This is a genomic window from Streptomyces sp. NPDC047981, assembly GCF_040653315.1.
Taxonomy (GTDB): Bacteria; Actinomycetota; Actinomycetes; order Streptomycetales; family Streptomycetaceae; genus Streptomyces.
The window spans coordinates 76,219-97,691 of sequence record NZ_JBEZNQ010000023.1 but is presented as its reverse complement, the minus strand read 5'-3'; the positions used below and the strand labels follow the sequence as shown (position 1 = coordinate 97,691).

Annotated in this window: 23 protein-coding genes; 12 read left to right on the top strand and 11 right to left on the bottom strand. The window is 73.0% G+C overall.

Features of this window, described 5'->3' with window-relative positions:
* Positions 1-51 precede the first annotated feature (51 nt).
* A complete protein-coding gene (locus AB0E14_RS16325; RefSeq protein ID WP_362417341.1) occupies positions 52-972 on the top strand; it encodes a LysR family transcriptional regulator in 921 nt (306 codons plus the stop codon).
* Between the two features lies 1 nt (position 973).
* Here AB0E14_RS16325 and AB0E14_RS16320 read toward each other — a convergent pair whose 3' ends face one another.
* Positions 974-1,609, bottom strand: a complete 636-nt coding sequence (locus AB0E14_RS16320; protein ID WP_362417339.1) for a DUF1345 domain-containing protein — start codon at positions 1,607-1,609, stop codon at positions 974-976.
* A 66-nt stretch (positions 1,610-1,675) separates the two neighbouring features.
* On the opposite strand from AB0E14_RS16320, the gene AB0E14_RS16315 reads away from it, so the two are divergent.
* Positions 1,676-2,134 carry a GreA/GreB family elongation factor gene (locus AB0E14_RS16315; RefSeq protein WP_362417336.1) on the top strand — a complete coding sequence of 153 codons (459 nt, stop codon included), beginning with the start codon at positions 1,676-1,678 and terminating at the stop codon, positions 2,132-2,134.
* 66 nt (positions 2,135-2,200) lie between these two features.
* Here the strand turns inward: AB0E14_RS16315 and AB0E14_RS16310 are convergent, their stop codons facing one another.
* The 4 genes from AB0E14_RS16310 to AB0E14_RS16295 all read right to left on the bottom strand — a co-directional run bounded on the left by AB0E14_RS16310 (position 2,201) and on the right by AB0E14_RS16295 (position 6,903).
* Positions 2,201-3,016, bottom strand: coding sequence for a family 1 encapsulin nanocompartment shell protein (locus tag AB0E14_RS16310; RefSeq protein WP_362417334.1), 816 nt, complete (start codon positions 3,014-3,016; stop codon positions 2,201-2,203).
* Positions 3,013-4,020 (bottom strand): Dyp-type peroxidase, encoded by a 1,008-nt coding sequence (locus tag AB0E14_RS16305; protein WP_362417331.1) that lies wholly within the window; start codon positions 4,018-4,020, stop codon positions 3,013-3,015. The genes AB0E14_RS16310 and AB0E14_RS16305 overlap by 4 nt, the downstream gene beginning before the upstream one ends.
* A gap of 103 nt (positions 4,021-4,123) precedes the next feature.
* Positions 4,124-6,436 carry an FdhF/YdeP family oxidoreductase gene (locus AB0E14_RS16300; RefSeq protein ID WP_362417328.1) on the bottom strand — a complete coding sequence of 771 codons (2,313 nt, stop codon included), beginning with the start codon at positions 6,434-6,436 and terminating at the stop codon, positions 4,124-4,126.
* A complete protein-coding gene (locus AB0E14_RS16295; protein ID WP_362417325.1) occupies positions 6,433-6,903 on the bottom strand; it encodes an SRPBCC family protein in 471 nt (156 codons plus the stop codon). The genes AB0E14_RS16300 and AB0E14_RS16295 overlap by 4 nt, the downstream gene beginning before the upstream one ends.
* Before the next feature lie 212 nt (positions 6,904-7,115).
* On the opposite strand from AB0E14_RS16295, the gene AB0E14_RS16290 reads away from it, so the two are divergent.
* Positions 7,116-8,210: a chemotaxis protein gene (locus AB0E14_RS16290; protein WP_362417322.1), complete on the top strand. Its 1,095-nt coding sequence runs from the start codon at positions 7,116-7,118 to the stop codon at positions 8,208-8,210.
* Between the two features lie 224 nt (positions 8,211-8,434).
* Here the strand turns inward: AB0E14_RS16290 and AB0E14_RS16285 are convergent, their stop codons facing one another.
* The gene (locus tag AB0E14_RS16285) at positions 8,435-8,926 is read right to left on the bottom strand and encodes a DUF1269 domain-containing protein (RefSeq protein ID WP_362417320.1); all 492 of its coding nucleotides are present in this window, start codon (positions 8,924-8,926) and stop codon (positions 8,435-8,437) included.
* A 160-nt stretch (positions 8,927-9,086) separates the two neighbouring features.
* Between AB0E14_RS16285 and glsA the strand changes: the two genes are divergently transcribed.
* A complete protein-coding gene (gene glsA, locus AB0E14_RS16280; RefSeq protein WP_362417317.1) occupies positions 9,087-10,214 on the top strand; it encodes a glutaminase A in 1,128 nt (375 codons plus the stop codon).
* Positions 10,215-10,220: 6 nt separating this feature from the next.
* On the opposite strand, the gene AB0E14_RS16275 is transcribed toward glsA, so the two are convergent.
* Complete coding sequence (locus AB0E14_RS16275) at positions 10,221-10,988, bottom strand: DUF6215 domain-containing protein (protein ID WP_362417314.1); 768 nt, start codon at positions 10,986-10,988, stop codon at positions 10,221-10,223.
* Between the two features lie 214 nt (positions 10,989-11,202).
* Between AB0E14_RS16275 and AB0E14_RS16270 the strand changes: the two genes are divergently transcribed.
* Entirely contained in the window at positions 11,203-11,676 is a 474-nt protein-coding gene (locus tag AB0E14_RS16270; protein WP_362417311.1) for a VOC family protein, read from the top strand.
* A 10-nt stretch (positions 11,677-11,686) separates the two neighbouring features.
* Here the strand turns inward: AB0E14_RS16270 and AB0E14_RS16265 are convergent, their stop codons facing one another.
* A complete protein-coding gene (locus tag AB0E14_RS16265; RefSeq protein WP_362417308.1) occupies positions 11,687-12,076 on the bottom strand; it encodes a helix-turn-helix domain-containing protein in 390 nt (129 codons plus the stop codon).
* Positions 12,077-12,174: 98 nt separating this feature from the next.
* On the opposite strand from AB0E14_RS16265, the gene AB0E14_RS16260 reads away from it, so the two are divergent.
* From AB0E14_RS16260 to AB0E14_RS16230, 7 genes are all read left to right on the top strand, one after another.
* Positions 12,175-12,582, top strand: coding sequence for a RidA family protein (locus AB0E14_RS16260; protein WP_362417306.1), 408 nt, complete (start codon positions 12,175-12,177; stop codon positions 12,580-12,582).
* Between the two features lie 172 nt (positions 12,583-12,754).
* Entirely contained in the window at positions 12,755-13,489 is a 735-nt protein-coding gene (locus tag AB0E14_RS16255) for a DUF2470 domain-containing protein (protein WP_362417303.1), read from the top strand.
* Positions 13,490-13,641: 152 nt separating this feature from the next.
* Positions 13,642-14,310 carry an isochorismatase family protein gene (locus tag AB0E14_RS16250; RefSeq protein ID WP_362417300.1) on the top strand — a complete coding sequence of 223 codons (669 nt, stop codon included), beginning with the start codon at positions 13,642-13,644 and terminating at the stop codon, positions 14,308-14,310.
* A 77-nt stretch (positions 14,311-14,387) separates the two neighbouring features.
* Positions 14,388-15,425, top strand: coding sequence for an N-acetyl-gamma-glutamyl-phosphate reductase (gene argC, locus AB0E14_RS16245; RefSeq protein ID WP_362417297.1), 1,038 nt, complete (start codon positions 14,388-14,390; stop codon positions 15,423-15,425).
* Positions 15,426-15,513: 88 nt separating this feature from the next.
* Entirely contained in the window at positions 15,514-16,665 is a 1,152-nt protein-coding gene (argJ, locus tag AB0E14_RS16240) for a bifunctional glutamate N-acetyltransferase/amino-acid acetyltransferase ArgJ (protein ID WP_362417294.1), read from the top strand.
* Complete coding sequence (gene argB, locus AB0E14_RS16235; protein ID WP_362417291.1) at positions 16,662-17,642, top strand: acetylglutamate kinase; 981 nt, start codon at positions 16,662-16,664, stop codon at positions 17,640-17,642. Before argJ ends, argB begins: the two co-directional genes overlap by 4 nt.
* 59 nt (positions 17,643-17,701) lie before the next feature.
* Positions 17,702-18,835: an acetylornithine transaminase gene (locus AB0E14_RS16230; protein ID WP_362417387.1), complete on the top strand. Its 1,134-nt coding sequence runs from the start codon at positions 17,702-17,704 to the stop codon at positions 18,833-18,835.
* A gap of 85 nt (positions 18,836-18,920) precedes the next feature.
* On the opposite strand, the gene AB0E14_RS16225 is transcribed toward AB0E14_RS16230, so the two are convergent.
* The 3 genes from AB0E14_RS16225 to AB0E14_RS16215 form a co-directional block, all read right to left on the bottom strand.
* Complete coding sequence (locus AB0E14_RS16225) at positions 18,921-19,469, bottom strand: GNAT family N-acetyltransferase (RefSeq protein ID WP_362417288.1); 549 nt, start codon at positions 19,467-19,469, stop codon at positions 18,921-18,923.
* 164 nt (positions 19,470-19,633) lie between these two features.
* Positions 19,634-19,885 carry a hypothetical protein gene (locus AB0E14_RS16220; RefSeq protein ID WP_362417285.1) on the bottom strand — a complete coding sequence of 84 codons (252 nt, stop codon included), beginning with the start codon at positions 19,883-19,885 and terminating at the stop codon, positions 19,634-19,636.
* The gene (locus tag AB0E14_RS16215) at positions 19,882-21,462 is read right to left on the bottom strand and encodes an amidohydrolase (protein WP_362417383.1); all 1,581 of its coding nucleotides are present in this window, start codon (positions 21,460-21,462) and stop codon (positions 19,882-19,884) included. Before AB0E14_RS16215 ends, AB0E14_RS16220 begins: the two co-directional genes overlap by 4 nt.
* Positions 21,463-21,473 lie beyond the last annotated feature (11 nt).

Genomic DNA, 21,473 nt, shown 5'->3' with positions numbered 1-21,473 from the left:
GCCGGGCGGGGCCGATTGGCGTGGCCGTGGACGGTCGGGTAGACCCGTGACGTGCTGTTCCGCCAACTCGAGTACCTCGTCGCCCTCGCCCGTGAGCGTCATTTCGCCCGGGCCGCGCAGTCCTGCTACGTCTCCCAGCCCGCCCTTTCGGAGGCCGTCCGGAAGCTGGAGGAGGAGCTGGACGTGCCGCTCGTCCGGCGCGGCCGCAGCTATGAGGGGCTGACGCCCGAGGGTGAGCGGATCGTGGTGTGGGCGCAGCGGATCCTGGCCGACCGCGACGCGCTCAAGGACGAGATCGGCGCGCTGCGCACCGGCCTCAGCGGCCGGATCCGGATCGGTACGGTCCCGAACGCGTCGGGCGCCGTCTCCCTGCTCACCGCTCCCCTCTGCGCCGCGCACCCGCTGGTGACCGTCGAGGTCCTCGCCGACCTGCGGTCGGAGGAGATCCTCCGTCGGCTGCGGGACTTCGAGATCGACGCCGGCCTGCTGTACCTGGACGGACAGCTCCCGGAGGGCTTCTCGGCCCTCCCGCTGTACGAGGAGCGGTACGTGCTGCTCACCGGCGTGGCGGACCGGACCGCGCAGGGCGCGACGGCGACCTGGGCCGAGGCGTCACGGCTGCCGCTCTGCCTGCTGGGCGGGGCGATGCAGGGCCGCCGGGTGCTGGACGAGGTGTTCGAGGAGGCCGGGGTGCGGCCCTCGCCCCGGGTCGAGACCGATTCGGTGGGCGCCCTCTTCTCCCATGTCCGCACGGGCCGGTGGGCCAGTGTCGTGCCGCACACCTGGCTGCAAGTCTTCGGCGTCCCGCACGGGATGCGCGCGGTGCCGCTGGTCGGACCGGAGCGGACCGTGCCGGTGGGCCTCGTGGTCCACGCGCGCGAGCCGGGCTCGGTCATGGCCCGTGCCCTGACCGCCGTGGCCCGGGAGACCGATGTGGCCGCCGCGCTCGAGCGGGTCCCGGGCGATCCGTGAGTCAGCCGGTGACGAGGCCGACGACGAGGTTGATGGCGGTGGCGAGGATGCTGGTGCCGAAGACGTACGACAGCAGGGAGTGGCGCAGTACCACCGCGCGGATCCGCCGGTCGGACACGTCGGTGTCGGAGACCTGGTAGGTCATGCCCAGGTTGTAGCTGAAGTAGAGGAAGTCGCGGTACGCGGGCGGCTCTTTCGAGTTGAAGTCGATGCCGCCCTCGGACGTCCCGCAGTAGAGGTAGGCGTACCGCGTGGCGTACATCAGATGGAGCGCGGCCCACGCCATGAACACCCCGCTGAGCGCGGTCGCGGCAGCGGCGTGGCCGGTGTCGGTGCCGCCGCGCAGCAGCAGGACGACGATGCTGGCGAGCCCGCACAGCGCCACGGCGACGATGACGATCTCGTCGACCGCCGGCCTGAAGTCCTCCCGTCGGGCGTCGCGCCGGGTGGTGGCGGCGTCCATGGGCCACAGGACGAGCCAGCCCGTCACGACGAACACGGCCTCCGTCGCGGCGATTCCGGCCAGGGTGCCGAGCGGCGGGTCGGCGAGGACGGCGACCAGCGACGCGACCGCCGCTCCGGCGACGACCGAGAGGGCGAGCCGGGCGACCGCGGACTGTGGCAACCACCGTGTCATGGTTCGTTACCGTAACCGTGCGATGTGCGATTTGCCGGTGTTCCCCGCCGGTGGGGTAATGGACCCATGACCGGTGGACCCGAACCCATCAGCGCCGAGGCTCTGCGGGCGCTCCGGAAGGACCTCGACGAGCTGCGCGCCGAGCGGGCGAAGGTGGCGGCGACGCTGCGGAACGAGGACCCGGTCGGCGACCGGGCGGACGAGGCCGACGAGTTGCAGCGCGCCTCGGACCTCGCGCGCCTGGACCGCCGCATCGACGAGATCGAGGGGCGGATCCGGGAGGCTTCGGTGGCCGGGCCGCCGTCCACGGAGGTGGTCGGCGTGGGCAGCACCGTCACCGTACGGTTCGCGGACGGGGCGGAGTCGACGCTCCAGCTCGGCGAGGTCGCCGAGGAGTTGGACCGGACCCTGGTCACGGCCGACAGCCCGCTCGGGAGGGCGCTGCTCGGGCACCGCGCCGGGGACACCGTGACCTACCGGACCCCGGACGGGGACGCGAGCGCGACCGTGGTCTCCCTCGGCTGAACCTGCGGCATCGCCCGCCGTTCAGCGCGTACCACCCTTCTACCGCCGTTCAGCGCGTACCGCCGTTCAGCGCGTCAGGAAGACGACCGCCTCGTCGGTGTACGTCAGGAAGGTCAGCGTCTCCTGGAAGTACAGCTCGATGCCCTTGGCGTCGTGCCCGGTGTAGCCGATCGCCAGGTCCTGGCCGAGCAGCAGCTCGAAGTCCCCGCCCCGGGTGGAGAGTACGAACGCACCGGTCAGGGCGGGGGCCCAGATCGGGTCGCCGCCGAGGATGCGGCCGAGGTGCGCCGCGATCGGATAGCCGTGGTCGGAGGTCTCGCTGACCGCCGTGTACGCGTCGGCGCCGAGCAGCAGCGCGTACGGACCGTCGACCCCGGCCAGGCGCAGCGCGGTCAGGGCGCGGCTGATCGCGTCGGGGTAGTCGCGCGGCTCGGGCGGGAGGCTCAGCTCCGGGTTGGAGGAGCGGGACCGCAGCCCTTCGATGCCGGCCGCCGCGTAGCCGTCGAAGACGGCACGGTCCTCGGCGAACGCCATGGCGCGTGCCGCGTCCTTGACCGGCTGCCAGTCCGAGTCGTGGGAGCCGCGTTCGACGTCGTCCACGGCGGAGCGGCTCACGGTGAACGGGACGCGGAGTTCGACCAGTGGCCGGGCTTCGCGCAGCCGTGCGGTGACGCCGGGGGCGGGCGGGTCGATGGTGGAGAGGTGCCCGGTACCGGCGGCGGCGAGTCCGGGGCCGCCCGGTTCGGGCACGTCGACGACCCGGCGTCCGGCGACGTGCCGCCGGAAGGTACGGGCGGCCTCCTCCTCGATCTCGGCCCAGGCGGCGGGGGTGATGGGGGCCAGTTCGCGGTGCAGGTTGCCGGTGGTGGCGGGGATCGTCATGACGCTCGGGCTCCTTTGAGGCTGCCGATGCGCAGGGAGTCGTCCCGCTGGACGGCGGCTGCGGCGGCTGCGGGCGGTGCGGGGAGATCGTCGAGGAGGTCGGCACTGGGGACGAAGAAGAGGCCGCCGGTGACGGCGGTGGAGAAGTCGAGGATCCGGTCGGTGCGGCCGGGCGGATCGCCGAGGAACATGTTGCGCAGCATCCGCTCGGTCACCTCGGGGGTCCGGGCGTAGCCGATGAAGTACGTGCCGAACTCGCCCCGGCCGATGGTGCCGAAGGGCATGTTCTCGCGCAGGATCTGCCGCTCGGTGCCGTCCTCGTCGACGATCGCGTTGAGCGCCACGTGGGAGTCGGCCGGCTTGACGTCGTCGGGGAGTTCGACGTTGGCCGCCTTCGTACGGCCGATCACGTGCTCCTGCTGCTCGACGGTGAGCGCCTGCCAGGCCGTCATGTCGTGGACGTACTTCTGGACGACGACGTAACTGCCGCCGTGGAAGGGCGGATCGTCCTCGGCGGCGGTGACGAGGACGGCCTCGGCCGCCGCCTCGCCCTCGGGGTTCTCGCTGCCGTCGACGAAGCCGAGGAGGTCGCGCTCGTCGAAGTACGTGAAGCCGTGGGTCTCGTCGACGACGGTGACGGCGGGGCCCAGGGCGTCGATCAGGAGCCGGGCGAGTTCGAAGCAGAGGTCCATGCGCCGGGCGCGCAGATGGAAGAGGAGGTCGCCCGGCGTGGCGGGGGCCCGGTGCCGGGGGCCGGTGAGCGGCGGGAAGGGATGCAGTTCGCGGGGGCGGGGTCCGCCGACGAGCCGGTCCCACCCCGCGGAGCCGATGCCGACGACGCAGCTGAGCCGGTCGTCCGGGGAGCGGAAGGCCACGGATCGCGTCAGCCCCGCCAGATCGGCGAGCGTCTCGCGTACGGCGGTCTCCCCGCCGGGGTTCACCGTGGCCACCAGGAACACGGCTGCTCTGGAGGGCGGTGCGACGACGGGCTGCGGGGTGGGCATGGGGCTCCCGGCGGACGTGACGGGTGGGCAGGGCGTGGGGAGGGGGACAGGGCGTGGGGGTGACAGGGCGTGGTGGCGGCCGAGGCCCGGCGGGACCGCGCGGTCAGGCGGCCGGGTCGATGGTCACCCGGACGTGTTTCATGATCGGCTGGTCGCTCTGTGTGCTGTAGTCGCCGAGCGCGCACAGGACGTTCATCTCGGGCATGTATCCGGCCGCGCAGCCGCGCGGGATGTCGTACGGGATCGCGAGATAACCGGGCAGACGGCGCGTACTGCCGTCCCTGGCGGTGCTGGTGATGTCGACCGGGTCGAACTTCGCGATGCCGCGTTCGCGCATGTCGTCCTCGTTCATGAAGACCAGCGTGCGCAGGTTCTTGATCCCCCGATAGCGGTCGTTGTCGGAGTAGATCGTGGTGTTCCACTGGTCGTGGGAGCGCATGGTGCCCAGGGCCAGGGTGCCGGGGGCGGGGACGACGTCGGGCAGTTCGGCGGTGGAGAACTCGGCGCGCCCGGACGGGGTGAGGAAGACGAGTTCGCGCGCGGGCTGCTTGATGCGGAAGCCGAGCGGCAGCCGTACCCGGCGGTTGAAGTCCTCGAAGCCGTCGAGCGCGCGGGCCATCGTGTCGCGGATGCGGTCGTAGTCCTCGATGTACCACTCCCACGGCGTCTCGCTGTCGGGGAGGGCCGCGCGGGCCATGCCCGCGACGATCGCGGGCTCGGAGAGCAGGTGCGGGGAGGCGGGGCGCTTCATGCCGGAGGACAGGTGCACCATGCTCATCGAGTCCTCGACGGAGGTGCTCTGCGGGCCCGTGCGCTGCTGGTCCTTCTCGGTGCGGCCGAGGCAGGGCAGGATCAGCGCCTGCCGGCCGTGGACGACATGGCTTCGGTTCAGCTTGGTGCTCACCTGGACGGTGAGTTCGCAGGCGCGCAGCGCCTCGTGGGTGACGGGGGTGTCGGGCGCCGCGAGGGCGAAGTTGCCGCCCATGCCGACGAAGACCTTCACCTCGCCGCGGCGCATCGCCTCGATGGTGCGGACGGTGTCGAGGCCGTGCTCGCGCGGCGGTTCGATGCCGCAGACCTCCGCGAGCCGGTCGAGGAACTCCGTGCCGGGCCGGTGGTCGATGCCGCAGGTACGGTTGCCCTGGACGTTGCTGTGGCCGCGCACCGGGGAGGGTCCGGCGCCCTCGCGGCCCAGATTGCCGCGCAGGAGCAGCAGGTTGACGATCTCCCGAACGGTGTCGACGCCGTGTTCGTGCTGGGTGACGCCCAGGCACCAGCTGACGATGGAGCGGTCCGCCTCGCGGTAGACACGGGCCGCCTTGAGGATGTCGGCGCGGCCGATCCCTGACTGGTGCTCGATGTCCTCCCAGGACGTGGCCTCGCACAGGGCGCGGTACTCCTCGAACCCGGCGGTGTGCCGCTCGATGAACTCCCGGTCGAGCGCCTTGGGATCGGCGGAGGACTGCTCCAGGATCGCCTTGGCCATGCCCCGTACGAGTGCCATGTCGCCGCCGATGCGCGGCTGGAGGTTGAGCGTGCTCGTCCGGGTCGCGTGGAAGGTGGCCATGTCCTTGAAGTCGTGCGGGATGATCGTGCGGCCGGCGGCCGCCTCCACGAGCGGGTTGACGTGCACGACCTGGGCGCCCCGGTGGTACGCCTCCGCGAGGGCGGTCAGCATCCGGGGCGCGTTGGAGGCGGCGTTGACGCCGAGGATGAACAGGGCGTCGGTGGTCTCCCAGTCCTTGAGGTCGACGGTCCCCTTGCCTGTGCCGAGGGAGGCCTGCAGGGCCCGGCCGCTGGCCTCGTGGCACATGTTGGAGCAGTCGGGCAGGTTGTTCGTGCCCAGCTCCCTGGCCATGAGCTGGTAGAGGAAGGTGACCTCGTTCCCGAGCCGGCCCGAGGTGTAGTACGCGGCCTGGTGCGGGGAGTCCAGCGCGCGCAGGGTGCGCCCGATCAGCTCGAAGGCGTCCTTCCAGCTGATGGGGGTGTAGAGGTCCGTGTCGGGGTCGTAGACCATCGGTTCGGTCAGCCGGCCCTGGTTCTCCAGGTCGTAGTCGCTCCAGCCGGCCAGCTCGGTCACCGAGTGGGCGGCGAAGAAGGCGCGGTCGACCCGCTTGCGGGTCATCTCCCAGGTGACGTGCTTGATGCCGTTCTCGCAGATGTCCAGGTGCAGGCCCTTGGTGTCGTCGGGCCAGGCGCAGCCGGGGCAGTCGAAGCCGGTGTTCTCGTGGTTCATCCGCATGATCGCCCGGGGCCCGTCCACGAGCGCGCCCTCGCGCATCATGAACCGGGTCACGCTGTTGGCGGCGCCCCAGCCGGCGGCCGGGTGGTGATAGGGCGCGTACTCGGGCTCGGCGGTGGGCTCGGGACCCACCCTCGCCTCGGTCCGTTCCCGCTCCTCCGGGTTGGCGCTCATGCTTCCGCCCTTTCGCCGGCCGGGCTCGCGACGGTGTGTTCACGTACCGCGATCCGGGCCAGCTTCGTCAGCATCATGCCGTTGCGTACGGCCATGACGTAGTCCACGGGGAGTCCGTGCATCCGGGTGCCGGGGCCTCGGAGGGGGTGCCAGTCGAGGGTGAAGAGGGTGTTCTCGCCCCAGGGCATCAGGTTCATGGCGATCCGGGCGGCGCCGAAGGGGTCCGCCTTCGCCTCCAGTTCCAGCCGGCGCTCCGGTTCGCAGACGCGCACGACGCAGGTGTCGTCGAGGGTCAGCGGGCCGGCGCCGACGCGGACCTTCAGCCGGGCGCCCACGGCCGGCCAGTGGGGGTCCGCCGAGAGGATCTCCTGCGTGCCCGTCACCCACTCTCCGTAGCGGTGGCCGTCGGAGAGCAGACGCCAGACCTCGGGCGGCGAGCTGAGGATCAGACGGCGGTTCCGGGCCACGCCGATCACGCTCCTTCCGGAGGGGTCGGCCCCAGCCTCGTGCCGCACGGCCACCCCCGCAGTCCGGCAGGACCGAACGGATGGCGGGCCCGCGCGGCGCGGTCGCGACGCGCCTCCCCGCGAACTCGGACATATCGTTCCTCAAGGATCGATGACGATCCTCCCTCGCGCGACCGCCGCACTCTCGCGATCGACCCGAAAGGCCGGTTCTCATGCACCCCGCGCTCAGCACCGAACTGCTTGCCAAGCTGCGTCAGCCCCGCCCGTATCCGGCCGTGTCGCTGCTCATGCCGACGCACCGCAGGGAGCCCGACAACACCCAGGACCCCGTGCGGCTCCGCAACCTCGTGGCCCGGGCCGGGGAGGCGCTGGAGCAGGACCCGGCGGTGACCCGGGAGCGGCGGCTGGACGTCCTGAGCCAGCTGGAGCTGGCCCTCGGCGAGGTCGACCTCGCCCACGCCGAGGACGGCCTCGTGATCTACGCGGCCCCCGGCGAGCATCATGTCTGGTCCACGGCCCGCACGGTGCCCGAGCGGGTCGTCCTCGGCGACACGTTCCTCACCCGCAATCTGGTGGCCGCCCAGGCCGCCGAGCAACCCTTCTGGGCGCTGGCGGTGGCGGCCGACCGGGTCTCCCTCTGGAACGGCGAGGCCGAGCGGGTCACCGAGAGCGCGGAAGGCGGGTTTCCGCTGGCGCGGAGCCTGGAGGACCCGGACGCCGAGCGCAAGGAGCAGATCGGCGACCTGCCGAGCACCTTCAGGGACGAGCAGACCCGCCAGTTCCTGCGGGAGGCGCACGAGGCGATGCGTGTCGTCCTCAGCTCGGCCCCCCGGCCGCTGTACCTGATCGGGGACGCGCCCGCGCTCTCCCTCCTGGACGAGCTGGGCGCGCTGGGCAAGGACGTCACGGCCGTCCCGGCCGGCGGTCTCGCCGCGGGTCCGGCGGCGGAGGTCTGGCGGGTGCTCCAGCCCCTGCGGGCGGCGCGCGAGGCGGCGGACACGGCTGCCGTCGTCTCCGAGCTGGACTCGGCGCGGGGCAGGCGCGAGTTCGCGGGCGGCCTCGACGAGGTGTGGGAGGCCGCGAAGGAGGGCCGGGTCCGGCTCCTCGCCGTCGAGGAGCACTACCGGGCGGTCGTCCGTGACTACGGCGACCACCTCGAACCCGCGGAGCCGGCCGACCTCGACGCGCGCGACGACATCGTGGACGAGGTCGTCGAGCAGGCCCTGGGCACCGGGGCCGGGGTGCGCTTCGTCCCTGACGACACCCTGCCCGACGCGCGACGCATCGCGGCGGTCCTGCGGTACTGAGGCCGGGCGGTTCGGGGGCGGGGCGACGAGCGGCCGGGGCGGTACGGAGAGTCTCCGTACCGCCCCGGACTCGCACCGGACCGGACTCGCATCAGCCTGGACTCCTACCGGCCCGGACTCGTACCGCCGGACACGTACCGGCCCCGGACTCGTACCGCCACGGAGACGTACCGGCCCGGAACTCGTACCGCCTGCCGCCGGTGTCGGGTCAGGTACCCCCGGGGCTACTCCGCGCCGGCGAGCTGCTCGCCGAGCGCCTTCTCGTCCGCCTCGCTGAGGGAGGTCTTCAGCAGCGTGCCGCCGAAGGGCTGCATGGCGGCGGCGAACTTGTCCTCGGTGACCTTCGAGGCCATGATCACCACGGCCGCGGAGCCGGGCTTGAGGAGGGAGTCGACCTTCTCCCGGAAGTCCTTGTCGATGCCCATCTGGCTCAGCTTGCCGATCACGCCTCCCACCGCCGCTCCGACGACACCCATGGCCGGGGTGAGGATGACGAGACCGAAGACCATGCCCCACAGGGCGCCGGCCGTGGCCGACACGGCCACCTTCTCGCTCTTGGCCGGGGTGTCGACATGGGTCTCTCCGTCCTCGTCGACCGAGACGACCGCGAGCCCGTTGAGGTCGACCACATGACCCTTCTGGAGTTCCTGCACCGCTTTGAAGGCCTTCTTCGCCACGGCCGTGTCGTCGTATCCGATCACGATCAGCTCGGACATGCTCTGTCTCCTTCGCCGTCACACCATTCGTTTCGCACGATATGCCCGCATCCGAGGGCGGGCATCAGCGGCGCGGAGGGGTGGGCCGCTCCCGTTCACGCTTCACCTGGCTGGTCCCCCGCGCGCGCGGAGGCCGCGACGTGCGGGGAGAGTGGCGTCCATGCGCACCAGCGAGCCGGGGGACGGGCCGGTCGAACCGCACGGCCCGGCCGGCCGGGCCGTGCCGCCCGAGCTGGAGCGGGGTGACACCGAGTTCGGCGACGAGCTGGGGCGGGCGGCGATCTCGACCGGTTCGCTGCCCGAGGCCAGCGCGGTGGACGCGCTGCTGCGCGAGACGCACGCCCGCTACCTCCCCTCGGACGAGGGCCGGATCGCCGACTACGTACCGGCGCTCGCGGCGGCGGACCGCTCCTGGTTCGCCCTGAGCCTCGCGGACACCCGGGGACGGGTGCACGCCGTCGGCTGCGCCGACCGGTCCTTCTCCATCCAGTCGATCTCCAAGGTCTTCGTCTTCGCGCTCGTCTGCGAGCGGCTCGGCCATCGCGCCGCCTGGGAGGCCGTCGGGGTGAACAACACGGGGCTGCCCTACGACTCGGTCATGGCGCTCGAGCTGAACGGCGGCTCCCCGATGAATCCGATGGTCAACGCGGGCGCGCTGGTGACCACCGGTCTGGTGCCCGGGGAGAGCGCGGCCGCCAAGTGGGCCTTCGTCCAGGACGGCCTGTCGGCGTTCGCCGGACGACGCCTCGAACTCGACGTGACGGTCTACGAGTCCGAGGCGGCGACCAACCAGCGCAACCGCGGCATCGCCCGGCTCCTGGAGAGCTACGGCCGGCTGCCCTTCGATCCGCTGGAGAGCACGGACGTCTACACCCGGCAGTGCGCCCTCACGGTGACCACCCGGGACCTCGCGGTCATGGGCGCCACTCTGGCCGACGGCGGGATGAACCCGCTCACGGGCGTCCAGGTCGTGCGGCCGGGGACCTGCCGCCGGGTGCTCGCCGCCATGGCCGCGTCGGGGCTGTACGAACGGTCGGGCGACTGGCTGTACGACATCGGACTGCCGGGCAAGAGCGGGGTGTCGGGCGGCATCGTCGCGGTGGCGCCGGGGAAGTGCGCCCTGGCCTCGTTCTCCCCGCCGCTCGACACGGCGGGCAACAGCGTGCGCGGGCAGCGGGCGGCGCGCCGGCTGTCCCGGACGCTCGGCCTCAACCTGTTCGCCTCCGCGCCCGTGGACCGGGCGCCGCGCGCGGCCCGGGCGGCGCCGTCGGACCCGAAGACACGGTGACGGCGGCTACCAGCCGGGGATCGTCGGCAGCACCTGCTCCGCCACACGGAGCAGGACCGCGTCGTCCGGCGCGGTCCCGTCCTCGCGCCAGATCGCGAGTTCGAAGGAGCCGCCGCTGTCGCGGGCGTCCTTGGCCACGGACAGGACGCGGGCCGGCGCGCCGGTCCCGGTGTACGCGTCGCTGCCGTCGAGGCGGAAGCTGACGGCGACGGTGGCCTCGGAGTGCACGACCGCCGGGCGGCCGAGGACGGACCGCGGCCGTGCGTCGTCCCAGACCAGCCCGGCCTCGGAGCCCTTCACCGGAAGCCGGTCGTAGGTGACCGCCAGGGAGACGGTGTACGTCTCGAACTCGACCTGGGACGTGGGTGTGGAGAGGTCCGCGAGGCTGCCGCCGGCCAGCTTGAGCGAGGCGTCGCTGCCGCTCGCGGACGTCGCCGTCTCCTCCGGGGTGCCGAGGAGCCGGGCGAGGTCGGGGCGGTTGAGTGCCAGGCACAGCTGGTGCCCGGTCAGGCGGCGTTCGGCGGCCGCGTCCGCCGAGTCCGCCGACTTCGCCGCACCCGTGACCGGCGGAGTGGGCTGCGCAGTGGGCTGCGTGGCGTCGGCGTCGTCCGAGCACGCGGCGGGCCGCCGTTCGCCGCCAGCGGTACCGGAGGTACCGGTCACCTCGCCGAGCGCCCAGAGAGCCGCGCCGAGCGCGGGTACCAGCAACAGCCCGGCGACGACCTGCCCCCACACGCCCGAGCCCTTCGGCAGCCCTTCGATGTCGTCGGCCATGTCCCCTGATCCCCCACCTTTTCAAGATCCCCCTGCGTGACGGGGCACCGTAACCCGTGATCACCACGCGGACAAGGTCCGGCCGCCGCCCTTCGGGGTATCCGGGCGGGCGGCTGCCGCGCGGCGGGGGCGGGCAGCCCGCCCGTACGGGATATCAGTGGTCGCAGGAGGCGGTCGGCGGTGGTCGCCCCGTTCCCGGAAAGGCCGAAGTCCAGTGAGCGTCAAGCCCGTTCCCGAGGGATACCCGAGCCTCACGCCGTACCTGAGTGTCGACGGCGCCGCGGCCGCGATCGACTTCTATGTGGCCGTGCTCGGCGCGACCGAGCGGATGCGGATGCCGGCGCCCGGCGGCACCATCGGCCATGCCGAGCTGGAGGTGGGCGACTCGCTCCTCATGCTGGCCGACCCGTACCCGGACATCGACTTCCGCTCGCCGAAGGCGCTGGGCGGCACACCGCTCACCCTGCACCTGTACGTGGAGGACGTCGACGCGGTCTTCGCCAAGGCCCTCGCGCACGGCGCCAGGGAACTGAAGCCGGTCACGAACGAGTTCTACGGCGACCGCATCGGCCAGTTCGAGGACCCCTTCGGCCACCGCTGGAGCGTCGCCACGCACGTGGAGGACGTCTCGGAGGCGGAGATGGCCGAGCGCGCCGAGAAGGCCATGGACTCGCCGGACGCCGCCTGAGTCACGCGTGTCAGGCGGGCGGGGCCCCGAAGGCGGCCCTGCTGGCCTCGATGGCGGGGAGGTACGTACGGGTCCAGCCGCACAGGCCCTCGATCGTGACCCGGAGGGCGAGACCGGGCTCGGTGAGGGCGTACTCGACGCGCGGCGGGACCGTGGGGTGCACGGTGCGCTCGACCAGGCCGTTGCGCTCCAGCATGCGCAGGTTCTGGGTGAGCATCTTGTGGCTGATCCCCTCGACGGCGTCCCGCAGCGCGCTGAAACGGACGGTGTCCTCGCCCAGGCACTCGATGATCAGGAGCGCCCACTTGTTGGCGACGTCCGAGAAGATCTCCCGCCCGAGCGAGTCCGCGCGCGTCACGTCCGCGTCCTCCGGCAGGCCGCTGAGCTGCTTGGTCACCATCGGGTTCCCCAGTCACTGAAAAGTGCGTTCTTCCCTGTCGGAGAACACTCTCCTACGGTGCCTGAGTAACCACAAGAGAGCACGAGAGGCGCCCCCTCATGGCCATCACCTTCACCAACCCCGCCGGCCTTCCCGAGATCCCCGTCTACCACCAGGTGTCGGTCGCGACGGGCTCGAAGCTGGTGTTCGTCGCCGGTCAGGTCGCGTGGGGGACCGACGGGGTCACCGTCGGCAAGGACGACCTCGCGGCCCAGGTCGAGCACTGTTACGTCAACATCGCCACCGCCCTGGCCGGGGTCGGCGCCTCCTTCCGGGACGTGGCGAAGCTGACCGTCCACGTCGTCGACTGGACCCCCGACAAGATGCCGCTCCTCCTCGAAGGAGTCGCCCGGGCCACCGCCACGCTGGGGATCACCACGACGCCGCCGGCGACGATGATCGGCGTCGCGGCACTCGACATCCCGGAGCACCTGGTCGAGGTGGAGGCGACCGCGGTCATCGACTGACGCGCGGGGAGGCGGCAGACGTGGAGGCGACGGACGGAGAGGTGACACGCGGGGAGGCGGTACACGGGAGGAGACGCGCGGCGGGCTGGACAGCACCCCGAAGGTGACTTAGGTTAGCCTTACCTAAGCCGCATCGGGCGTCCCGATGCCCGCCGCCCCGCGAGGAGTTGCCTTGAGCGCCGTCACCGTCACCGCCCCGTCCGAGCAGGCCGCGGCGGAGCGCGTCCGTTCCGTGCTGGCCCAGGCCGTCTCGCTCTCGCTGACCACCGACGGGCAGTGCTACGACCTCATCGGCATGCACACCGTGGGACCCGCCGGGCGGATCACCGTCACCGCCCAGCCCGACAGCCCGCTGACCGCCCAGGTCGCCTCGGCTCCCCACGGCAGCCTGGCCGTCCTCCTGGAGTTCACCGACATCGCGCCGACGCCTCTCCGGGACCGGGTCCGCGCCCGGGTGACGATCTCGGGCTGGCTGACCCCCGCCGACCCGGCGGGCGGAGAGCAGGAAGAGGGCGGACTCCGGCTCGACCTCGCGCGCGTCACCCTGCGGACCGCCGCCGGGACGCACGAGGTGAGCCTGGACGCCTACACCCTCGCGCGCCCCGACGCGCTCGCCGTGGAGGAGGCCGCCATGCTCACGCATCTCGCCGACGCCCACGCGGACATGGTCGCCGACCTCGTCGTCCTCGCCGGATCGCGCCTGCCGTACGGCGTGGTCCGCGCCCTGCCACTGGCCGTGGACCGGTACGGCATCACCCTGCGGTGCGAGTACCGCGAGGGCCACTGCGATCTGCGCATCCCCTTCCCCGTCGAGGCCCGGGACGCGGCCGAGGCCGGCGAGCAGGTCCGGCGGATCCTGACGACACCCTCCTGCTCCCACCACCGGCACCCTTCGCCCCGCACCTGACCTCCGCTCGGTCCCGTCAGAGTCAACTCCGCGCTATCGATGCGGGGTTGGCACTGCCCGGATCCGTCTCACTTAGGTTAGGCTAAGCTAAATCACACGTCAGGGGTGGTCGGCGCGGACCCGTGCCCACCACCCGGGGGGAGGAACCACGCATGGGCCTGCCGACCGTCGGCCCCTACCCCCTGCCCGACCGCGCCGCGCTCCCCCGGTCCTGCGTCTCCTGGTCCATCGACCCCGCGCGCGCCGCGCTCCTGGTCCTGGACATGCAGAACCACTTCGTGGCGACGTTCCCGGCCGGGGAGAGTCCGGTCGTCGAGCTCGTCGACAACATCGCGGCCCTGCGCGAACTCGCCGCGACCCTCGGGATGCCCGTCGTCTTCAGCGCCGAGCCGGCCGCCCAGCGGCCCGGCCAGCGCGGTCTCGTCGCCGACGTATGGGGCCCCGGTATAGGGGACGAGCCCGACGCCGCGGCGATCGTCGCCCCGCTCACACCGCGAACCGGCGAGCACCTGCTCGCCAACGTGCGCCACAACGCCTTCCTCCGCAGCCATCTCGGACGACTGCTGCGCGACGAGGGCCGCGACCAGCTGATCATCTGCGGGGTCTACGCCCATCTCGGCGTCCTGCTCACGGCGGCCGACGCGTTCATGAACGACATCCAGCCCTTCGTCGTCGCGGACGCCGTGGCGGACTTCTCCCCCGAGGAGCACGCGATGGCGTTGCGCTGGGCCGCGCGCAGCGGTGTCGTGTGCACGACCGAGTCCTTGTTGCGCGACCTCCTTCTCAGCAGGGCGCAACCTGCCGTTCGCCGGGACGCGTGACCGAGTCCCCCTGACGGCGACCTGCGGCGCCGATCCTGTGACCGCAGCCCCCACACGGACAGGGAGAAAAGAAGAAGATGACCGTACGGGTCGCGGTGGCCGGTGCCAGCGGCTACGCGGGCGGGGAACTCCTGCGCCTGCTGGATTCGCATCCCGGCGTGGAGATCGGCGCGCTCACCGCGCACAGCAGCGCGGGCCGCCGGCTCGGGTCCGTACAGCCGCATCTGCCCGGGCTCGCGGACCGGGTCCTGACGGAGACCACGGCGGAGACCCTGCGCGGCCACGACGTGGTCTTCCTCGCCCTGCCGCACGGGCAGTCGGCGGCGCTCGCGCAAGAGCTGGACCTCGACGCGGTGATCGTGGACTGCGGGGCGGACTTCCGGCTCCGCGACCCGGAGGCCTGGGAGCGGTTCTACGGCTCTGCGCACGCCGGGACCTGGCCGTACGGACTCCCCGAACTCCCCGGTACCCGGTTGGAGTTGAAGAACGCCCCGCGGATCGCGGTGCCGGGCTGCTTTCCGACGGCGGTCACGCTCGCGCTCTTCCCCGCGTACGCGGCGGGGCTGGTCGAGCCGGAGGCGGTGGTCGTCGCGGCCAGCGGGACCTCGGGGGCCGGCCGGGCGCTCAAGCCGCACCTGCTCGGCGCCGAGGTGATGGGCGCCATGACGCCGTACGGCGTGGGTGGCGGCCACCGGCACACCCCCGAACTGACGCAGACCCTCTCCCTGGTGGCGGGCGAACACGTGACGGTCTCCTTCACGCCGACCCTGGCCCCCATGCCCCGGGGCATCCTCGCCACCTGCTCGGCCCGGCTGCGCCCGGAGGCCGCCACCGGCGGCGAGGCCGCGGTGCGGGCCGTGTACGAGGCCGCCTACGCCGACGAGCCGTTCGTACGGCTCCTGCCGCCCGGGCGGTGGCCGTCGACCGCCGCCGTCCTGGGCTCCAACACCGCCCAGGTGCAGCTCGCCGTCGACCCGGAGGCCGGCCGGCTGATCTGCGTGAGCGCCATCGACAACCTGGTGAAGGGCACCGCGGGTGGCGCGGTGCAGTGCATGAACCTCGCCGTCGGCCTGCCGGAGGGCGAGGGCCTGCCCACGAACGGAGTGGCCCCGTGAGCGCCCCGCGCCCGGCCACCGGCCGGCAGCCGACGACGACGCCCGCACCACCGACCCAGGTGGGCGCAGAAGCCAAGGAGAACGCAGAGTGAGTGTGACCGCTGCCCGTGGATTCCTCGCCAGCGGTGTCGCCGCCGGCATCAAGGAGTCCGGCGACCGTGACCTCGCGCTGGTGGTGAACCGAGGCCCGTCCCGCGCGGCCGCCGGCGTCTTCACCTCCAACCGCGTGCAGGCCGCGCCCGTACGGTGGACCCGCCGCGCCGTCGCCGACGGCCGACTCGCGGCCGTCGTCCTCAACTCCGGTGGCGCCAACGCCTGTACGGGACAGGCCGGCGCGGTCGACGCGCTGCTCATGGCCGAGCGCACGGCGCGCGCCCTGGACACCGACCCGCACGAGGTCGCGGTCTGCTCCACCGGCCTCATCGGCGTAATGCTGCCGATGGACCGAGTCACCGCCGGCATCGACTCCGCCGCCGAGCGGCTGGCCGAGGACGGCGGGGAGGACGCGGCCCGCGCCATCAAGACGACGGACTCGGTGCACAAGACGGCCGCTGTCACCCGCGAGGGCTGGACGGTCGGCGGTATGGCCAAGGGCGCGGGCATGCTCGCGCCCGGGCTCGCGACCATGCTCGTGGTGCTCACCACCGACGCCGACGTCGACGCGGGCGCGCTCGACGCGGCGCTCCGGCGTGCGGTGCGCACCACTTTCGACCGGGTGGACTCCGACGGCTGCATGTCCACCAACGACACCGTCCTGCTGCTCGCCTCGGGCGCCTCCGGAATCGTCCCCGACCCCACGGCGTTCGACGAGGCCGTCCACGCGGTCTGCCTGGACCTGGCCGGTCAGCTGGTCGCCGACGCCGAGGGCGCGTCCAAGGAGATCACGGTGACGGTCGTCGGCGCGTTCTCCGAGGAGGACGCCGTCGAGGTGGGCCGCTCCATCGCCCGGAACAACCTGCTCAAGTGCGCGCTGCACGGCGAGGACCCGAACTGGGGCCGAGTGCTGTCCGCGATCGGTACGACGGCGGCGGTCTTCGATCCCGACAGCCTGGACGTGGCGATCAACGGCGTCTGGGTCTGCCGGAACGGCGCCGCGGGCGAGTCCAGGGAGAAGGTCGATCTGTCGGGGCGCCGGATCTCCCTCACGGTGGACCTGGGCGCGGGCGAGTCCACCGCGGTGATCTGGACCAACGACCTCACCGCCGAGTACGTCCACGAGAACAGCGCGTACAGCTCATGAGCGGGCAGGGGACCGTGACCGGCCCGACCGCCGGAGCGACCGAGGGCCCGACCGCCGGCCGCCCGGCTTCCGGCCCGGCATCCGGGTCGACCGCCGGGCTGACCTCCGCCGATCTGCCGTGGCTGGAGGAACTCCAGGGCCGCACGGTCGTCGTCAAGTTCGGCGGCAACGCGATGATCGACCCCGCGCTGCACCGGACGTTCGCCCAGGACGTCGTGGAGCTGTGGCACGCGGGCCTTCGCCCGGTCGTCGTCCACGGCGGCGGACCGCAGATCAGCGCGATGCTCGACCGCCTGGATCTGGAGGTCCGCTTCGAGGCAGGTCTGCGGGTCACGACGCCCGAGACGATGGACGTGGTCCGCATGGTGCTCACGGGCCAGGTGCAGCGCGACCTGGTCGGCGCGCTCAACGCCCACGGCCCGTTCGCGGTGGGCATGTCCGGCGAGGACGCGCACACCATGACGGCCGTACGGCGCCCCGCCTGGGTGGACGGCCGGCCGGTGGACATCGGCCTGGTCGGCGAAGTGGTGTCCGTGTCGCCCGGAACCGTACGGACCCTGCTCGACCAGGGCCGTATCCCCGTGGTGTCGCCCGTGGCCCGGGGCGAGGACGGGGAGGTCTACAACGTCAACGCCGACCTCGCCGCCTCGGCGCTCGCCGTCGCGCTCGGCGCGGAACGGCTGGTGGTCCTCACCGACGTGGAGGGGCTCTACGCGGACTGGCCGCACAGCACCGAGGTGATCGACCGGCTGACGGCGGCCGAACTGGACACGCTGCTGCCCGGGCTCGCGAGCGGCATGCTCCCGAAGATGGAGGGCTGTCTGCGCGCGGTACGCGGAGGTGTGCGGCGCGCCCACGTCCTGGACGGCCGGGTGCCGCACGCCCTGCTGCGGGGCGTGTTCGCCGAGGAGGGACCGGGCACGACCGTCGTCCCGGACGAGGAGCCCGGCGACGGGACGAAGGAGGACCGCACGTGACCCCGGAGGCCGACACCGGCGCCGCCGCCCCCGCCCTGACGCGCCGCTGGAGCGCGGTGATGATGGACACGTACGGCACTCCCCCGCTGGCGCTGGTCAGGGGCGAGGGCAGCACGGTCTGGGACGAGTCGGGCCGTGCCTACACGGACTTCACGGGCGGCATCGCGGTGAACACCCTCGGCCATGCCCACCCCGCCGTGGTGGCGGCGGTCCGGGAACAGATCGGCCGGCTGGGCCATGTCTCGAACCTGTTCGTGGCCGGGCCGCCCGTCGAGCTGGCCGAGCGGCTGCTCGGTCTGTTCGGGCGGGAGCGGGGCCGGGTGTTCTTCGCCAACTCCGGTGCGGAGGCGGTCGAGGCCGCCTTCAAGATCGCCCGCAGGACGGGACGGCCGCACCTGGTCGCGGCGGGCGGCGGCTTCCACGGGCGCACGCTCGGGGCGCTCGCGCTCACCGGCCAGCCGGCGAAGCGGGAGCCCTTCCTGCCGCTGCCGGGCGAGGTCACGCACGTGCCGTACGGGGATGTCGAGGCGCTGCGCGCGGCCGTGACCGAGGAGACCGCGGCGGTCGTCCTGGAACCGATCCAGGGCGAGGCGGGGGTCGTTCCGGCGCCCGAGGGCTATCTGCGGGCCGCCCGCGAGCTCACCCGGTCCACGGGGAGCCTGCTCGTCCTCGACGAGGTGCAGACCGGGATCGGCCGTACGGGCCACTGGTTCGCGCACCAGGCCGTCCCCGGCGTGGATCCGGACGTGGTCACGCTCGCCAAGGGCTTGGGCGGCGGGCTGCCGATCGGCGCCACGGTCGCCTTCGGCGCGGCGGCCGAGCTGTTGGGGCCCGGAGCGCACGGCTCCACGTTCGGCGGCAACCCCGTCGCGTGCGCGGCCGGTCTCGCGGTCCTGGAGACCATCGAGGCGGAGGGACTGCTGGACCACGTGGTCCGGGTCGGCGACCGTCTGGGCCGGGGCATCGAGGACCTGGCGCACCCCCGGGTCGCGGAGGTACGTGGCGCGGGTCTGCTCCTGGGGGTCGCCCTCACGGAGCCTGTCGCCCCCGCCGTCCAACAGGCGGCGCAGCAGGCCGGCTTCCTCGTCAACGCGGCCGGCCCGTCCACGGTGCGCCTGGCTCCCGCCCTGACGGTGACGGACCATCAGGTCGACCAGCTGGTGAAGGCCCTCCCGGAGGTCCTCTCCGTCTGACCCGCGCTGTCCTGCGTGACGAAAGGGCGGTCCAGGAGCCTCGATCGGCTCCCGGCCCGCCCTTTCGCGCTGCCCAGGTGGGGCCCTAGACGGTGCGGGCCAGAATGCGGGCGTTGCGGCGGGGGTCCAGGGACCGGGCCCAGGCCTGGGGCGCCAGGGCCGGGTGGCCGACGGTGAAGCCGTGGCGCAGGAAGAGGTCGCCGCCGCCGGTCGTCGCCGTGAACAGGGTGCGCAGCGACCGGCTTCCGGCCTTCGCCAGCGCGGCGCGCAGCAGTCGGGCCCCGGTGCCGCAGCCCTGGCGGTGGCCGGCCACGCAGAAGTTGTAGAGGACGCCCGCGCGTTCGGCGCCGTACGCGCGGAGGCCGAGGCAGCCGTCGAGGGTGCCCTCGGGGGACTCCGCGAGGAGGAAGTCGGACGCCCGGTCGGCGTAGAGGGAGAGCGGGCGCTCGCGGAGCGCTCCCGAGCGGACGAACGGCGAGGAGAGTGCGGCGAGCGCCTCGGCGTCCCCGGGAAGCGCGGTCCGGACCCGTGCCCCGCCGCCGGGAAGGCCGGGAGACTCCGAGAGGGTGGGGAGAGTGAGCGGATCGCGTGTGCGCGGCGACGGCGGGGCCTGGCGCGGCGGGGCCGTGGTCAAGGCTTTCCTTCCTCGGTCCACCGTGCGCGAAGGGACGATCGGCTCCTCGCGCCCATCGGCGGATCAGTCGAACTAAGGTTAGCCTTACTTGAGTTGACCGCCAAGTCGGCCGGTCCCGCTCGGCTTTGTCCCGCTCGGCTTTGTCCCGCTCGGGCGGGACGGCCTCAGCAGGGGCGACCCGGGTAGTCGTCGCTCTCCGGCACTCCGGCCCGGCGCATCCGGCGGACGACCTCGGCGAGTTCGGCGTCCTCGATGTCGGCCGGTACGTTCAACTCCCGGTCGAACACGATGTCCTCGCCGTCACCCGCGTGCCAGATCACCCAGCGCGACGGCCCCTCGGCACCCCGCCAGAGGGCCGCGTGTCGCTCCAGGGGATCCGCGGGACCGGGCTCCCGGGGGTCCGCGGGACCGCTCACAGCTTCTTCCCGTCCGTGGCCTCGCGCCCGTCGACGAAGGTCGCCACGACCTCGATGTCGCCGATCCGCGAGGTGTCGACGTCGCGCGGGTCGTCACCGAGGACGACGAGGTCGGCCCGCTTGCCGGGGCCGAGGCTTCCGGCCGTGTCGTCCCAACGGCAGGCGTACGCCCCGGCGACCGTGTACGCGTACAGCGCCTCGTCCACCGTGATCGCCTCGTCGGGGCCGATGAGCTGCCCGGACACCGAGGCCCGCTCGACCATGAACTGGACGGCCCGCAGGGGCGATCCGTCCGTGACGGGCCGGTCGGAGCTGCCGACCAGGGTGACGCCGTGGTCGAGGAAGCCCCGGCCCCGGTACATCCAGGGCGCGCGCTCCTCCCCCATGATCGTCGCGTAGTCGTCGCCGAAGTAGCGCAGGAAGTTGGGCTGGACGACGGCGCTGAGGCCGAGCCTGGCGAAGCGCGGGAGCTGGTCGGGCCGGATGAGGCCCGCGTGCTCGATGCGATGGCGCGCGTCGGCGCGGGGGCGCAGCTCCTGCGCGCGCTCCAGGGCGTCGAGCGCCAGGTCCGCGGCCCGGTCGCCGATCGCGTGGACCGCGAGCTGCCAGCCGCCCAGGTGGCCGTCGACGATGAGCGAGGTGAGGTGCTCCGGGTCGGCCTGGAGCTGACCCGTGTGGGTCGAGCCCTCGTACGGCGCCGTGAGCGCCGCGGTGCGGGCCATCATCCCGCCGTCGGTGTAGATCTTCAGCGCGCCGACGGACAGCCAGTCGTCCCCGAACCCGGTCCGCAGGCCGAGGTCGAGGCCGCGCGGGATGCCGTCCCGCTCGTGCGCGCCGACCTGCCGGAGCGTGTCGCCGCCCGGCATGAGCTGGACCCGCAGCGGCAGCCTGCCCTGGTCGCGAAGGAGTTGGTACGCGCCGAGCTCGACGGGGCTGTGGCCCAGCAGGCCGCCGCCGATTCCGGCCTCGGCCACGGCGGTGATGCCCTCCGTCAGGCACTCGCGGGCCGCGTACGCGATGGCGTCCGCCAGCTCCTCCTGGGAGTACGGCAGCCGCAGCCGGCGCACGGCGCCCATCGCGCTCTCCACGAGGACGCCGTCCTCGTGCGGGACGTCCGCCGGGAGCAGGTCGAGGACGGCCGTGTTGACGACGCAGGCGTGGCCGGACTGGTGCATCACGAACACCCGGTGCCCCTGGCTGACCCGGTCGAGTTCGGCCGCCGTCAGATGCCGGCCGAGGGCCCGCTGGTCGTAGCCGCCGACGCTCACCCACGCGCCGGGGCTGTTCCTGCGGGTGCAGGCCTCCGCCACGACGTCGAGCACGTCCTCGATCCGCGCGAGGCCGGCGAGGGACGGGGAACTCGCCTTGAGCCCGGTCCACGCGAGGTGGACGTGGCTGTCGACGAACCCGGGCAGGACCGTGGCGCCCTGGAGGTCGATCACCTCACGGGCGGGCAGGGAGGTGACGGCCTCGTCCAGGCCGACGATCCTGCCCTGCCAGATGCCCAGGTCGTGGGCGACCGGATGGTCCGGGTCCATGGTGAGGAAGCGGGCGTTCGTCAGCCTCGTGCAGAGCATCATGGGTGGTC

Excerpts from the sequence above, each read along its gene's own strand:
- AB0E14_RS16320 (WP_362417339.1), bottom strand. The coding sequence starts at position 1,609 with ATGACACGGTGGTTGCCACAGTCCGCGGTCGCCCGGCTCGCCCTCTCG.
- AB0E14_RS16315 (WP_362417336.1), top strand. The coding sequence starts at position 1,676 with ATGACCGGTGGACCCGAACCCATCAGCGCCGAGGCTCTGCGGGCGCTC.
- AB0E14_RS16310 (WP_362417334.1), bottom strand. The coding sequence starts at position 3,016 with ATGACGATCCCCGCCACCACCGGCAACCTGCACCGCGAACTGGCCCCC.
- AB0E14_RS16305 (WP_362417331.1), bottom strand. The coding sequence starts at position 4,020 with ATGCCCACCCCGCAGCCCGTCGTCGCACCGCCCTCCAGAGCAGCCGTG.
- AB0E14_RS16300 (WP_362417328.1), bottom strand. The coding sequence starts at position 6,436 with ATGAGCGCCAACCCGGAGGAGCGGGAACGGACCGAGGCGAGGGTGGGT.
- AB0E14_RS16290 (WP_362417322.1), top strand. The coding sequence starts at position 7,116 with ATGCACCCCGCGCTCAGCACCGAACTGCTTGCCAAGCTGCGTCAGCCC.
- AB0E14_RS16285 (WP_362417320.1), bottom strand. The coding sequence starts at position 8,926 with ATGTCCGAGCTGATCGTGATCGGATACGACGACACGGCCGTGGCGAAG.
- glsA (WP_362417317.1), top strand. The coding sequence starts at position 9,087 with ATGCGCACCAGCGAGCCGGGGGACGGGCCGGTCGAACCGCACGGCCCG.
- AB0E14_RS16275 (WP_362417314.1), bottom strand. The coding sequence starts at position 10,988 with ATGGCCGACGACATCGAAGGGCTGCCGAAGGGCTCGGGCGTGTGGGGG.
- AB0E14_RS16265 (WP_362417308.1), bottom strand. The coding sequence starts at position 12,076 with ATGGTGACCAAGCAGCTCAGCGGCCTGCCGGAGGACGCGGACGTGACG.
- AB0E14_RS16260 (WP_362417306.1), top strand. The coding sequence starts at position 12,175 with ATGGCCATCACCTTCACCAACCCCGCCGGCCTTCCCGAGATCCCCGTC.
- AB0E14_RS16250 (WP_362417300.1), top strand. The coding sequence starts at position 13,642 with ATGGGCCTGCCGACCGTCGGCCCCTACCCCCTGCCCGACCGCGCCGCG.
- argC (WP_362417297.1), top strand. The coding sequence starts at position 14,388 with ATGACCGTACGGGTCGCGGTGGCCGGTGCCAGCGGCTACGCGGGCGGG.
- argB (WP_362417291.1), top strand. The coding sequence starts at position 16,662 with ATGAGCGGGCAGGGGACCGTGACCGGCCCGACCGCCGGAGCGACCGAG.
- AB0E14_RS16230 (WP_362417387.1), top strand. The coding sequence starts at position 17,702 with ATGATGGACACGTACGGCACTCCCCCGCTGGCGCTGGTCAGGGGCGAG.
- AB0E14_RS16215 (WP_362417383.1), bottom strand. The coding sequence starts at position 21,462 with ATGCTCTGCACGAGGCTGACGAACGCCCGCTTCCTCACCATGGACCCG.